Origin of the sequence: Sphingobium rhizovicinum (assembly GCF_042647625.1) — a bacterium.
GTDB classification, from domain to species: Bacteria; Pseudomonadota; Alphaproteobacteria; order Sphingomonadales; family Sphingomonadaceae; genus Sphingobium; species Sphingobium rhizovicinum.
Genome location: NZ_JBHRVU010000005.1, coordinates 1,262,494 through 1,275,234, shown reverse-complemented (window position 1 = coordinate 1,275,234; position 12,741 = coordinate 1,262,494). Strand labels below are relative to the sequence as shown.

General features: G+C 64.1%; 13 protein-coding genes. 2 read left to right on the top strand and 11 right to left on the bottom strand.

Annotated elements, in window-relative coordinates; genetic code table 11:
- Window positions 1-64 precede the first annotated feature (64 nt).
- The 6 genes from ACFOKF_RS24670 to ACFOKF_RS24645 are packed head-to-tail and all read right to left on the bottom strand — an operon-like array spanning window position 65 to window position 5,907.
- A complete protein-coding gene (locus ACFOKF_RS24670; RefSeq protein WP_380799207.1) occupies window positions 65-1,291 on the bottom strand; it encodes an acyl-CoA dehydrogenase family protein in 1,227 nt (408 codons plus the stop codon).
- Window positions 1,292-1,295: 4 nt separating this feature from the next.
- Window positions 1,296-1,928, bottom strand: a complete 633-nt coding sequence (locus tag ACFOKF_RS24665; protein WP_099233953.1) for a TetR/AcrR family transcriptional regulator — start codon at window positions 1,926-1,928, stop codon at window positions 1,296-1,298.
- Window positions 1,925-2,737, bottom strand: a complete 813-nt coding sequence (locus tag ACFOKF_RS24660; protein ID WP_375284546.1) for an SDR family NAD(P)-dependent oxidoreductase — start codon at window positions 2,735-2,737, stop codon at window positions 1,925-1,927. The genes ACFOKF_RS24665 and ACFOKF_RS24660 overlap by 4 nt, the downstream gene beginning before the upstream one ends.
- Complete coding sequence (locus ACFOKF_RS24655) at window positions 2,734-3,903, bottom strand: NAD(P)/FAD-dependent oxidoreductase (protein WP_380799205.1); 1,170 nt, start codon at window positions 3,901-3,903, stop codon at window positions 2,734-2,736. Before ACFOKF_RS24655 ends, ACFOKF_RS24660 begins: the two co-directional genes overlap by 4 nt.
- Window positions 3,904-3,917: 14 nt before the next feature.
- Window positions 3,918-4,493, bottom strand: a complete 576-nt coding sequence (locus ACFOKF_RS24650) for an aromatic-ring-hydroxylating dioxygenase subunit beta (protein WP_380799204.1) — start codon at window positions 4,491-4,493, stop codon at window positions 3,918-3,920.
- 28 nt (window positions 4,494-4,521) lie between these two features.
- The gene (locus tag ACFOKF_RS24645) at window positions 4,522-5,907 is read right to left on the bottom strand and encodes an aromatic ring-hydroxylating dioxygenase subunit alpha (RefSeq protein ID WP_380799203.1); all 1,386 of its coding nucleotides are present in this window, start codon (window positions 5,905-5,907) and stop codon (window positions 4,522-4,524) included.
- Between the two features lie 100 nt (window positions 5,908-6,007).
- On the opposite strand from ACFOKF_RS24645, the gene ACFOKF_RS24640 reads away from it, so the two are divergent.
- Both ACFOKF_RS24640 and ACFOKF_RS24635 read left to right on the top strand, forming a co-directional pair.
- Window positions 6,008-6,214 (top strand): ferredoxin, encoded by a 207-nt coding sequence (locus tag ACFOKF_RS24640; RefSeq protein ID WP_009823769.1) that lies wholly within the window; start codon window positions 6,008-6,010, stop codon window positions 6,212-6,214.
- A gap of 137 nt (window positions 6,215-6,351) precedes the next feature.
- Entirely contained in the window at window positions 6,352-7,476 is a 1,125-nt protein-coding gene (locus ACFOKF_RS24635; protein WP_380799201.1) for an NADH:flavin oxidoreductase, read from the top strand.
- 30 nt (window positions 7,477-7,506) lie between these two features.
- Here the strand turns inward: ACFOKF_RS24635 and ACFOKF_RS24630 are convergent, their stop codons facing one another.
- The 5 genes from ACFOKF_RS24630 to ACFOKF_RS24610 all read right to left on the bottom strand — a co-directional run bounded on the left by ACFOKF_RS24630 (window position 7,507) and on the right by ACFOKF_RS24610 (window position 12,663).
- On the bottom strand, window positions 7,507-8,232 hold the full coding sequence (locus tag ACFOKF_RS24630; protein ID WP_375284838.1) for an SDR family oxidoreductase: 726 nt from the start codon (window positions 8,230-8,232) through the stop codon (window positions 7,507-7,509).
- Between the two features lie 22 nt (window positions 8,233-8,254).
- Window positions 8,255-9,256, bottom strand: coding sequence for an NADP-dependent oxidoreductase (locus ACFOKF_RS24625; protein ID WP_099232558.1), 1,002 nt, complete (start codon window positions 9,254-9,256; stop codon window positions 8,255-8,257).
- Complete coding sequence (locus ACFOKF_RS24620; RefSeq protein ID WP_380799200.1) at window positions 9,249-9,692, bottom strand: nuclear transport factor 2 family protein; 444 nt, start codon at window positions 9,690-9,692, stop codon at window positions 9,249-9,251. Before ACFOKF_RS24620 ends, ACFOKF_RS24625 begins: the two co-directional genes overlap by 8 nt.
- A gap of 140 nt (window positions 9,693-9,832) precedes the next feature.
- On the bottom strand, window positions 9,833-12,169 hold the full coding sequence (locus ACFOKF_RS24615; protein ID WP_380799199.1) for a membrane-bound PQQ-dependent dehydrogenase, glucose/quinate/shikimate family: 2,337 nt from the start codon (window positions 12,167-12,169) through the stop codon (window positions 9,833-9,835).
- 38 nt (window positions 12,170-12,207) lie between these two features.
- Complete coding sequence (locus ACFOKF_RS24610; RefSeq protein ID WP_099232555.1) at window positions 12,208-12,663, bottom strand: nuclear transport factor 2 family protein; 456 nt, start codon at window positions 12,661-12,663, stop codon at window positions 12,208-12,210.
- Between the last annotated feature and the right edge of the window lie 78 nt (window positions 12,664-12,741).

The following is a 12,741-nucleotide window of genomic DNA, read 5'->3' as shown; positions in this document are numbered from 1 at the left end:
GCTGAGGAAGGAGGGTTGCCCGTTCTTTCGAGCGGGCAACCCTCCTTTCGATAGCTTATCGATCTCAATAGGCGCCCGGAGGCGAGATCGGATCGGCGGCGGTCAGGTTGCGGCCATAGATTTCATAACCGATGGTCGGGATATTCTGGATGTGCCGCATCGCCATCGAAACGTCGCGCCAGTAGCGGTTGATCGGCTTGTCCAGCGCAAAGCCAGAGGAGCCGGCCTGGAACATCAGCGATTCGCTGGCGCCATGGATCAGTTCGATCATCTGCGCGCCGCCCGCCCGCTGCTTCGCCTTTTCCGCAAGGGTGAATTCCTCGCCCAGGCCGACGCGGTCCAGCTTAGCGGTCAGGTCGAACAGGATCAGCTTGGCGGTATCGATCATCGCCGCCGCTTCGCCCAGATCGCGCATATAGGCGCCAGACTTGGTGCGCGGGCCGATGATGGTCGTCAGCACCGGCTTCTTGGGGGATTCGGCGGTGACGATCTCCAGCATGGCCTCGACCGCGCCGATCAACTGGGCGATGCCGGTGGTGCGGACGACCGGGACGGCGGGCAGCAGGTCGGAGGGGGCGCCGAAATGGCGCTTGGTCCGGTCGATCTGACCGGCGCGCTCATCCATCAGCACCATCTGGGCTTCGGGAATGAAGACATCCTTGGCGATCGCCGTGTCGGAGCCGGTGCCCTGCATGCCGGACACGAACCAGGTGTCCTGAATGGTCATGCTGTCCATCGGCAGATAGCACATGCTGATGCCGGGGACGACGGGGCCGTCATAGCCCTCCAGCACCACACCCTGCTGCGCCCAGTTCGACTGCCGCGACCCGGACATATAGGGCCAAGTGCCGTTGATGATCCAGCCGCCGTCGACCTTGCGGGCCTTGCCGGGCGGGTTGTAGGCGCCACAGACCGGCTGCGGTCCGTCGCCGAACACAGCCTCCTGCACGCCGTCGGGCGCCAGGCTGGTGATCCAGCTCGTGCCGTTGATGATCTGGATGACCCAGCTGATCGCCGGGTCGCCTTTGGCGATCTCCATCTGCACCCGGCAGAAATCCGTTGGGGACAGGCCCATGCCGCCCAGCCGCTGCGGCAGCAGCATGCGCAGGAATCCCTCTTCCTTCAGCATCTTGTCGACCGCAGGCGTGGGACTGCGCCGCTTTTCACCCTCGGGCGCTTCGCCCTGCAGGAAAGCGCGAAAGCTGCGCGCCTTTTCCACCATCGCGTCGGCGACGGCCTTTTCGGCGAAGCCGCACTGGATCTCATTATCCATCTTGGGGGCAGTAGCCATTAGTTCATCCTTTCTTATGGTCGCTATGGTGTCCGGCGATCTGCAGCGCCCAGTCGCACAATCGATCGGGCGCGCTGTTCCAGATGGCCAGCCAGTCCGGTGTGGCGGGAATGATGAGCGTGCTCAGTTGCAGGCGAACCATCGTGTCGCAGAAGGCGTCCCTGTTGATCCGGTTGTCGATGAGCTTTTCGAAATGATCGAACACCGGTTCAAGCGCGCGCTGGACGGCGGCCTTGTGGCGACCGAAATGGCTGCGCAGGAAATTGAGATGGAAGGCCGGCTCGACCTCGAAAATGCCTTCGGGCGAGCGTTCGATCGTGAACCGGCCATAGAAGCGCATCACCGCGCGAAAACGCTCGATCGGGTCGGCAATGCCTTCGCCCGACTCCATGATGCCCTTTTCGAAGCTGCTGCAGATATATTCGCTGAAGGCGGCAAGCACTTCTTCCTTGGAGGCGAAATAGCGATAGAGCGTGCCGCGCGAAACGCCGCTGCTTTCGCTGATGTCGCTCATCGACAGGCGCCGCGCGCCGATGGAGTTGATCGCGCGCAACGTGCCGTCCATGATCTTCTGGACGCTGCCGGATTGATCCGTCGCGACGATTTCACTCCAGTCGGTGTGCGGCATCAATTTCATGTCTGGGCTTCCATCTCGGCGAGGTTGTGCGGAACGCTCACATAACCGGGCAGATGCTGACCGCCATCCACATTGATCAGCTCGCCATTGACGAAGCGCGACATTTCCGAAGCCAGGAACAGGACAACCGGGCCGATGTCCTTCTCCGGGTCGCCCGCACGCTTGAGCGGATTGCTGGCGGTCGCCATTTCGAGAAAGCCGGGGACGTTTTCGGCGAGGTCCGCGAACACCTGTCCCATGCCGGTCGGCGCGATGGCGTTGGTGCGGATGTTGAAGCGTCCCCATTCGACCGCGGCGGTCCGGGTCAGCCCCAGGATCGCGCCCTTGTTCATATTATAGTCGGCATGGAGCCAGGCACCGGTCTGGGCGTCGATCGAATAGAAGTTGATGATCGAACCGCCGCCGCGCGCCTTCATATGGGGGAAGGCGGCGCGCATGGCCCACCAGCTGCCCCAGGTGCCGATCTCCAGCGTCCGCTGCAGCATCTCGTCCGTCTTCTGCTCCAGCAGCACGTTGGGCGAAAGCTGCGACGCATTATTGACCAATATATCCAGCCCGCCAAATTCGCTGACGGCGCGCTCGATCATCGCCTCCACTTCGGTCTTGACGCCCATATCGGCGGACATGCCGATGGCGCGGACGCCGAAGCTCTGCGTGATCTCCGCTGCGACCGCTTCAGCGGCGGCGCCATCGCGGCCGGTGATCAGGAGATGCGCCCCCGCCTGTGCTAGGCAGCGGGAAATCCCGTAGCCTAGCCCCTTCGCGCCGCCCGTGACGATTGCGACCTTGTCCTTGACCAATCCCGTCACGCTACCGCTCCTGTCATCTGCTCGCTCAGGGCACGGTCCATGTCCATGCGGTCCTGGCAATAGTCTTTCGTGAAAACATAGCCGCGGATCGCCCCGTCCGCGTCGTGATAATGATATTTCAGCCCGCGCTCGTCATTGGCGACTTCCTGCCATTGCCCGTCCACGCCGACAGGCGCGGGCAGCAGGACGACGGGATAAGCGGTGGTCTTGACCTGGACCGACAGCGGCGGAAAGCGGATGTCCGTCGGCGTGCCCAGCGCGCTGGGCGCGATGGCGCGAGCGGCCGCCATGATCGGGGTGACATAGGCCGCCAGTCCCTGCGGATATTCGGCGCAATCGCCGATCGCATAGATGGCGGAGTCGCTGGTGCGGCCGGTTTGATCGACCTTGATGCCGCGCGCGACCTCCAACCCGGCCTCCTGCGCAAGCGCGATATGCGGACGCAGTCCGACGGCGGACAGGACCGCCGCTGCCTCGATCACCAAGCCGTCGTCCAGTTCGGCCCGGATGCCGCTTTCGCCCTTATGGATGGCGAGCACCTTGCGGCCGAGATGCCATTCCACGCCCTTTTCGGCCAGCGCGTCGCGGATCATCTGGCCCACGCCCGGCGGCACGAGCTGTGCGAGGGGGTGTCCAAGCATATCGACGACCACCGGCTGATAGCCGCTTGCCGAAAGATCGTTGGCGAATTCGGTGCCGACAAGCCCCCCGCCCATCACCAGCACGCGGGCGCCGTCCGGCAATTTTTCGCGGAACTCGCGATAGTTGTCGAGGTTGTTGACCGCGAGCGCACGATGGGCGGCATCGCCGTCGATCGGCGGACGCACCGGATCGGCGCCCAGCGCCAGCACCAGCCGATCGTAGAAGATCGGCCCGCCAGTGGTGAGAACGGCCTTGTCCTCCCGATCAATCGCTTCGACGATGCGGCCGGCGCGCAGGTCGAGCTTTAGTTGCGCGACCATCTTTTCCGCCGGCGTGGTGATCAGCGTATCGGCAACCTTGCCCTTGGCGAGGGCGGTGGACAAAGCGGGCTTGGAATAGAAATGGCCGTCATCCTGCGTGACCAGCGTCAGCCGGGCGTCCGGCGCAAGCTTGCGCAGCTCACGCAGGACGCCATAGCCGGCGAGGCCGCTGCCGACGACCACGATATGCGGGGTTCCCGTCACCAGAAAAGGTCCGGTCAGAGGAAGATGGCGAAGTTGGACATGCCCAGCGTCGACTGGTCGACGATGATCTCCCGGCGCGCCAGCTTGTACGCGCCGTCGACCAGCCGCCAGATGTCGCGGCGTTCGGCGCTGATGGTTTCATTCTCCGGATTGTCCATGCGGCTGCGCTCGACATAGAGATAGCTCACCACCTCATATTCGCCGACCGTCTCGCTTTCGGCGACGCGGACGTTGGTGACGAAGCGGCGCGTGCGCGAGGGCGGATCCTCGGCCCAGGCGCTCTTCGCCAGGCGGCCGGTGCGCATCAGGATGGAACCGTAATTCTCGTCGAAATGCTTCATCGTGCGTACCACGTCCCGGTCCTTGTTCGGACCGTTGCGGGTGAGGCGCAGGGGGGCGGTGTAGCTCAGATCCTCTTCCAGATAGGCCACCCAGTCGTCGAACCGGCGCTCGTCGAGTGCGGCGGCTTCCTCATAAAGGGCTTCGAGCAGGCGGTTATAGACGTCCGAGCCGAGCGGCACGCGCTTGGTGGAGACAAGACCGCGCATGACGCTGGTCTTGTCGATGGCGGCGGTCGCGTAGTTCACCATGATATCTGTCCTCTCTCGTCGCGTCGGCTCAGGCGTCGGCCATCATGTTGTAATAGGCCATCCACCATGCCCATTGCGTGTCGTCCTTGGTGAAGCCGGGATAGAGATCGCCGCCGCCGACCCAGCCTTCGGGACGCTCATGGCCGTGTAGCGCCTGATATTTGAGCGTGATCGTCTTGCTCATATGGCCGCGCGAATTGCGCATGATCTGCGGCCAGGTGTCGGCATCGTCCTGCTCGATCGTGCCCGACGTGCCGGTCGACCAGATGGCGTTCTGGAGCATGTCGCGCTTCACGTCTTCCGGCGCGTCCTTTTCCGCGAAGATGAAGTTAACGAACTCCACCTTGTCCGGCCCCTTGGGCACATAGGTGTGCAGCGACAGGGCGCCCGACGCGCCGCCATCCATGCGGGGCGCGAAGATGAAGGCGACGAGGATGTTGGGAAACATGCCGCCGACCTGGGGCGGAATGTTCGCCAACTGCTTGACCTGGTCTTCCGACAGATTCCTGAACAGTTGCGGGATCAATTCCTTGGTGATGCCCGGCGGCGGCAGCAGATGGAGCCGCTCTTCGGTCGACTTGCCTTCGAAGCTAACGTCGGCGAACATCTTGAAGGTCTGGGCCGCCTCCAGGCAACGCAGCGTATGGCCCTGCGGCACCGAAAGATCGACACCATACATGCCCGGCGCGGTGTCGTAGATCGACTCGGCCGTGCCGCCCATGATGCCGCCTTCCATCAGCGAACGGTGCAGGGTCAGGGTATGGAAGCCGTCCGACCCGGACTGTTCGCCGGGGATCTTCCAGTTGCACGGCAGCACGAAACGCTGCGGCGGGCCAAGCATCTCGAGGCCATTGTCGGTACGGCAGAAAAGCTGGTCGAGATAGAATTTCGCGTCGCCCAGATAATCCTCGAACGACAGATCCTTGTTCCAGGTGGCGAAGATCAGGCCGCCATAGAGGTGGACGCGGGCTTTTTTGAGCCCCAACTCGTCCTTGGACCGCTTGTTGCCGTGCATCTGCTCCTTTTCGATCGGCGCGCCGATGAAGCTGCCATCCGCGCGGAAGGCCCAGCCATGGTAGATGCAGCGATGGGCGTGGGCATTCCCCGCTTCGGCCGTGCAGACCTTCATGCCGCGATGGGGGCAGACGTTCAGCATGACGTGGATTTCGCCGCTGCGGTCGCGCGAGACGATCACATTGTCTTCGGCCATGTCGCGCATGACATAGTCGCCGGCCTTGGGAATTTCCGACTCATGGCCAAGGAGCAGCCAGGTGCGGGCGAACACCCGCTCCATCTCCAGCTCGTACAGCTCCTTGTCATTCATCACCCTCAGCGACACCTCGTTCATGTCGCGATTGATGAGATCGTCAAGCGTCGTTCCGTCGCTCAGCGTCAGCCCGGCATTGTGCAGCATGTTGCTCTCCTGATCGATTTCCTTGATTGAGTCGTGTTATACATATTGAACTAAATCTGTTCAAGATGTAATGTGTGATCAAAGAGGAAGGAGAGGCCGGATGAGCCAGAAACTGAAAGTGGTGATCGATAAGGCGGCATGCTGCGGCTATGGCGTGTGCGCCGAAATTTGCCCCGAAGTGTACAAGCTTGACGCCAATGGCATCGTGTATGTTGACGACGAAATCGTTCCCGAAGGACTGGAGGAGCAGGCCCGGGAAGGCGCCGAAGCCTGTCCGCAGTCCGCCCTTGCCGTCGAAGCCGCCTGAGTCGACCCGACCATGCGCGAGGTCCGGGCGCGGCTGTCCTGTCACAGGATAGGTTTTCGACGCCCATGCCCTGCGGCACGGTCTTTTGACAGGCAAAGGAGAGGACCGCTTTGATGGGGCAGGCTGAGATTTTATACATGCCGTTCACGATGGGCTCGCTACGCCTGCGCAACCGGTTCGTGATGGCGCCGATGACGCGCAATTTCTCGCCGGGCGGCATCCCATCGGACGGCGTGGCAGGCTATTATCGACGACGGGCCGAAGCTGATGTGGGCCTGATCATCACCGAAGGGGTGGGCGTGGACCATCCCGCCGCCGTGGGGCGTGAAACCATGGGGGGCGGCGCTTCACCCGTCCTGCATGGTGACGAAGCGCTGGCGCGCTGGCGCGACATCGTGGCCGGCGTGCATGCGGCGGGCGGCCTCATCATCCCGCAGCTATGGCACCAGGGCGTCATTCGTGTGCCCGGTACGGGCTATCATCCCGATGCCCCCTCGGCCCGCCCCTCGGGCATATGGGGCCCGACCGACAAGGCGATGGTCTCGCCCGACTATCTGGAACAGGTGCGCACGCCCACCGCGCCGCTGACCGACAGCGAGATCGGCGACCTGATCGCCGCCTTCGCCCGCAGCGCGGCCAATGCGAAGGCGGTCGGCTTTGACGGCGTGGCCCTGCATGGCGCGCATGGCTATCTGATCGACAGTTTCCTGTGGCGCCATACCAATGTGCGAGACGATCGCTGGGGCGGCGGGATTGCCGAGCGGGCGCGCTTCGCGGTCGAACTGGTGCGCGCGATCCGGGCAGCGACCGCGCCCGACTTTCCGGTCATCTTCCGCTTCTCCCAGTGGAAGCTGCAAGATTATGAGGCGCGCAATGCGGAGACGCCCGCCGAACTGGAAGCGATGCTCGCCCCGCTCGTCGAGGCGGGGGTGGATATATTCGATGCCAGCACCCGCATTTTTACGGCGCCGGCCTTCGAGGGGGCCGACATGGGGCTGGCGGGTTGGGTCAGGAAGCTGACGGGCAAGCCGACCATCGCGGTCGGCGGCGTGGGCCTCAGCAAGGATCTGCAATCCTCCTTCGCGCAACCGACCGTCATGACCGACAATCTGGCGCTGGTGGCCGACAGGATGGCGCGGGGCGAATTCGACCTGATCGCAGTCGGCCGCGCCCTCCTGATGGACGCGCAATGGGTGACGAAGATGCGCGATGGCGAGGCGGTCAATCCGTTCCGGCTGGACGCCTACGCCACGCTCGATTGATCGACGGACGCTCCGGCTCCGGCCGGGGCGTCAGTGGCTGTCGGCCGCGGCATAGACCTGGATACGCGCGATATTGGTGCGTTCGGACTGCCGCGCGATGACGGCGACTGCTTCGGCGATGTCGCGAGGCTGCATCGCGGGTATGAAGCTGTCCCAGGCGGGCTGTCCCCTCGCTTTCATATCCTCGAAAATCTCGGTGCTGGTCGTGCCCGGCGCGACGATCCCTACCTTGACGCCCGATCCGGCAAGCTCGACCCGCAAGCAGTCGGAAAAAGCCTCGAGCGCGCGCTTGAGGCCGCCATAGACGCCCACGCCGGGGGCGGTGATGTTCGCCCCGATGCTGGAGATGTTGATGATCTGCCCTCTGCCGGCCGCTTTCATCGTGCGCGCGAACAGGGTGCTGGCGCGCACCACCGCCTCATAATTGATCGCGATCATCGGACGGAGTTGGTCGAGGTCGAATGTGTCGATCGGCGCAGCATGAAGCATACCGGCATTGTTGACGAGGATATCGGCGCGGCCGAATCGGTCGAGAACGAAATCGTGCAGCTTTTGCGGCGCATCCGGGTCCGCCATGTCGGCCGCGAAGGCCGTGCTGCCACGGCCCAGTTCCTCTGCCAGTTCGGTGAGACGGTCGGCGCGGCGGGCGACCAGCACCAGGGTCGCGCCCGCTTCAGCAAGCGCTCGGGCGCTCGCCGCGCCGATGCCCGACGATGCGCCGGTAACGATGGCGATCTGCCCTTCCAGATTGTCCATGACGTGATGTCCTCTTCCCAGATCAAACGAGACGGATGAGCCGCTTGCCGTCATTTTCGCCGCGATAGAGACCGGCGAGCGCGTCGGGACAGGCCTCGATCCCGTCCAATATATCCTCGCGCCACGTGAGGCGGCCCTGCGCGATCCATGCCTGCAGTTGCGCCGTCGCTTCGGCATAGCGATCGACATGGTCGAAGATGACGAAGCCCTCCATCCGGGCGCGCTTGACCAGCAGATGCCGTTCCACGCGCGGCCCGGTGGGCCATGGCGCCCAACGGTCGATCGATGCCGTGCCGCACACGACGACGCGCCCCCGCTGCGCCAGATGCGGCACGACCGCGTCGCTGATCGCGCCGGCGACATTGTCGAAATAGATGTCCACGCCGTCGGGAGCATGGCGGGCGATAGCCGCGCCTATGTCGTCGGTGCGATAATCGATGGCATGATCATAGCCATAATCCTCCACGCAGCGCCGGGCCTTGTCGGGGCCGCCGGCAAGGCCGATCGTGCGGCAACCCAGGATGCGGGCGATCTGCCCGACGGCCGAACCGACCGCGCCAGCCGCCGTGGATACCGCAATGATGTCGCCCGCGCGGGGCTGGCCGACCAGCGTGAGCGCGAGATAGGCTGTCATGCCGTTGATGCCCAGAATGCCGAGCGATGCCCGCATCTCGGCCGCGCTGGTGCGCTGGACGACCTGATCGGCCGCGACGCAGGCATAGTCCTGCCAGCCGAACCAGCCGGACACATGCTCGCCGACCGCATAGTCGGGATGCGCGGAGGCGACCACTTCGCCCGAAGCAAGGCTGCGCATGACCGAGCCGATGGCGACGGGCGCAGCATAATTGCCCGTATCGGCGATCCAGCCGCGCATCGCCGGTTCGATCGAGAGATAGTGATTGCGCACCAAAATCTGGCCCGGCGCGGACTGCTGGACCGGCGCATGCCGGATCGCGAAATTCTCCGCCTGCGCGACTCCCGCCGGGCGGGACGTCAAAATGACCTGGCGGTTGAGATCAGCCATCCAGACCCGCCTTGACCAGGGTGAACTTCCGGCGGGAAATCTTCCAGCCGTCCGATGTCCGAACCAGGCAATCGTCATAATAGCCGGTCGCGCGATGGGTCACGCCGCCCTGGGCCGACTCCGGCAGGATCGCATCGACATAGCTGCGCGCGTGCACCTGGTCGTCGCGCTTCTCTATCACGATATTGGTGATGCGGTGCAGCGTCGGCCCCATGTGGCGGTGCGCATCGGCCATATATTCGGCGATTTCGCGCGGACCGCGCCAATGTCCGAAGCTGCCGTAATCGGTCTCGCAATCCTGGGCGAAGCAGGTCCGGAACAGCGGCCAGTCCCGCGTGTCGATACCGGTGGCGTAACGCAGCAGCACATGTTTGATCGCGCGTTCATCGTCGGCGCCGACGGGCAAGCGCCTTACCAGACTGCCATGTGCAGGCATGTTTTCCTCCCCTTGTTTCCCGAAGAAACATAAAGCGCCTTTGGCCAATCTTGCCCGCCAAAGGATAGGATTAGGCGGCCTCTTGCCGCGATTCGTCGCCTTTCCTTGGCTGGTGGAAGGCGCCTATCCCTCGCCGCCCGCTATGGTTTGGGCAGGGCATAGGCGATCAACGCATCGCTCGCACCGGCCAGCATGGCGCCATGTCCGCCCGCTGCGATCACCACGAACTGGCGTCCGCTGGCATTGGACCAATAGGTGGTGGGGGAGGCGTTGCCACCCGCCGGCAGGCGCGCCTTCCATACTAGCCGGCCGGTCGTGGTTTCATAGGCGCGGAACATATGCTCCTGTGTCGCCCCGATGAAGGTGAGGCCGCTTGAGGTCACTACCGATCCGCCGATATTGGGCACGCCCATGGGAATCGGCACGAAGGTCGGCAGGGCCAGTGGACCGCTGTCACGCGAGGTGCCGAATAGCCGGCTCCACACCAGCTTGCCGGTCTTGAGGTCCACGGCGTTGATGCGGCCATAGGGGGGCTGCTGGCACGGAATGGCGAGTGGGGAGAGGAAGGGCGCGATATGGGCGGCATAGGCCACGCCCATCTGGGCGACCGGCCCGCCGACATCGCTCATATGGGCGGCGGTCATCGGCCTGATGCCCTGCCGGTCCGCAACGGCTCTGGGGATCAGGCGGTTATAGTTGCCGACCTGGTTGTTGTTGACGATCATCAGCCCGCGCCGGGGATCGACCGATACGCCGCCCCAGTCGATTCCGCCCAGATAGCCAGGCCAGGTGAGCGTTGGATGCTCGGTCGACAGCGGCGTCATGTCGCCGTCGAAACGGGCCTGGCGGAAGCGGATGCGGCACATCGCCTGATCGATCGGCGTCAGGCCCCACATGCCCTTTTCAGTCGGACGCGGACCGCCGAAACTGGGCATACCCACCGAATAGGGTTGGGTCTTCGACAGGCGTTCGCCGGAAACGACGCCCTGCGGGACGGGGCGTTCCTCCACCGGCAGAATGGGCTTGCCGGTCGCCCGGTCGAGGAAGAATATCTCCCCGCGCTTGGTCGGCTGGAGCAGGCCGTGGACGCCGCCGGGGAGGTCGACCAGCGTCGGCTGGGCGGGCACGTCATAGTCCCACAGGTCATGATGGGTCGTCTGGAAGGACCAGCGCACCGCCCCGCTTTCCGCATCGAGCGCCAGCACGGCGCTGGAATAAAGATCGTCATTGGCGGTGCGATGTCCGCCGAAATAGTCGGGCGTCGCGTTCCCCGTGGGCACGTAGACGAGGCCCAGCCTGTCATCCGAACTCATCGGCGCCCAGCTATTGGGCGTGCCCGGCGTGAAGACGCCGCCGGGCGGCGGCGGGCCGTGATCGTCGGGGCGGCCGATGTCGAAGGCCCAGGAAAAGTCGCCGGTGACGGCATCGAACGCCCGGACGACGCCCGAGGGTTCCCTGATTTTCTGACCGTCCATCACCCAGCCGCCCAGAACGAGACGGCCCCGCACGAGGGCGGGGGGCGAGGTCACGAAATAATAGCCCTTGTCGACCGTGCCCAGTCCCGCTTTCAGATCCACCTGACCGCCCTGTCCGAAGCCGGGGCATAGCTTGCCGGTGGCGGCATCAAGCGCGATCAGCCGGGCGTCGAGCGTGGCGGTGTAGATGCGTTCGGCGCAAAAGCCCCGGGCCTGCGGGACGCGATAATGGGTGACGCCGCGGCAGACGAGGCCATAGACGCCAGCGAGATCGGTCTTGGGCTGGTGCCGCCATAATTGCCGGCCCGTTTCGGGGTCGAGCGCGATCACATCATTATTGCCAGCGCACAGGAACAGACGATTGCCCACCTTGAGCGGATTGGCCTGAAAGGCGGTGCCTTGCTTGCCGTCGGTCAGCTTGCCGGTGTGGTAGGTCCATGCCCTTTCCAGATGACCGACATTGGCGGGCGTGATCTGCGCCAGCGGCGAGTAGCGCGACCCGCCCCGATCGTTGCCATAGGCGATCCAGTCGCCATCGGCTGCTCGTGCAGGTCCGGCGCCCCAGAGCGCACTGGGCGCTGGCGGCGAACGATCCGTCCAGAAAGCGGTGCCGACGGCGCCTATGAAGAGCAGGAGAAGAGCGGGCCACAGCGCGCGGGCGCCGGGCAGGGGACGGCCAAGCCCGACATGCTGCCGATAAAAGGGGGTGAGCATGTAGAGGCCCATGGCGACGGGCATGGCCAGCCGGGGCGCCAGCGCCCAACCGTCTAGTCCGACCTCCCAGAGCGACCAACCCAGATTGGCGACGAGAAAGGCCCAATAGAGGGTGATCGAGAGCCGCGAACGGCGCCAGCCGAGAAAGGCGGTGACCGTCATGACGAGGCCGGACACGCCATACCAGATCGACCCGCCTAGTAGCGCGAGCTGCCCGCCCAGTCCGAGCAGCGACAGACCGGCAAGAAACAGGAGCAGGACGAAAAGCATGTTCAGAAAACGGCGCATCAGGCTCCCCCTCGGAATCCGAAAAGGCTGTGGGGAAATCAGGCGGGCAATTGGGCCGCGAGCCAGTCCGGCACATTGATCCGGTAGCAGTTCTGCTCATAGAGGCGGCTGATCTTCCAGCCTTGCGCGGTGCGGACGAATTCATGATGGTACCAGAGGCCGAAGACCAAGGTATCGGTCGTTTCGCCATTGCTGACCGTCATCGGATTATAGCAGGCGGTTTTGGTCTGCGCCCGGTCGCCCGCGATCTGATATTGGGTGGTGGACACGGCATGTTGAAAGGCCAGGATCGGCGTCAGGCTTGCCGAGAGGAATGCCTTGATTTCCGTAAGGCTGCCGACGACGCCCACCATTTCCGAATAGTCGATCACAGCGTCGTCGGTAAAATAGCGGTCCAGCGCATCCCAGTCGCGTGTATCGACCGCATAGCAATAGCCAACGATCAGGTCCTGAATTTCGAACCGGTCCGACATTTCCTGCAGGGTCAGTGTCATGGCCTCTCCTCCGCCTCACCTCATTCTATAGAATGGCTGCTGGCACAGGGGAGCAGGCTCGCCGCCTTCCATTAGGTA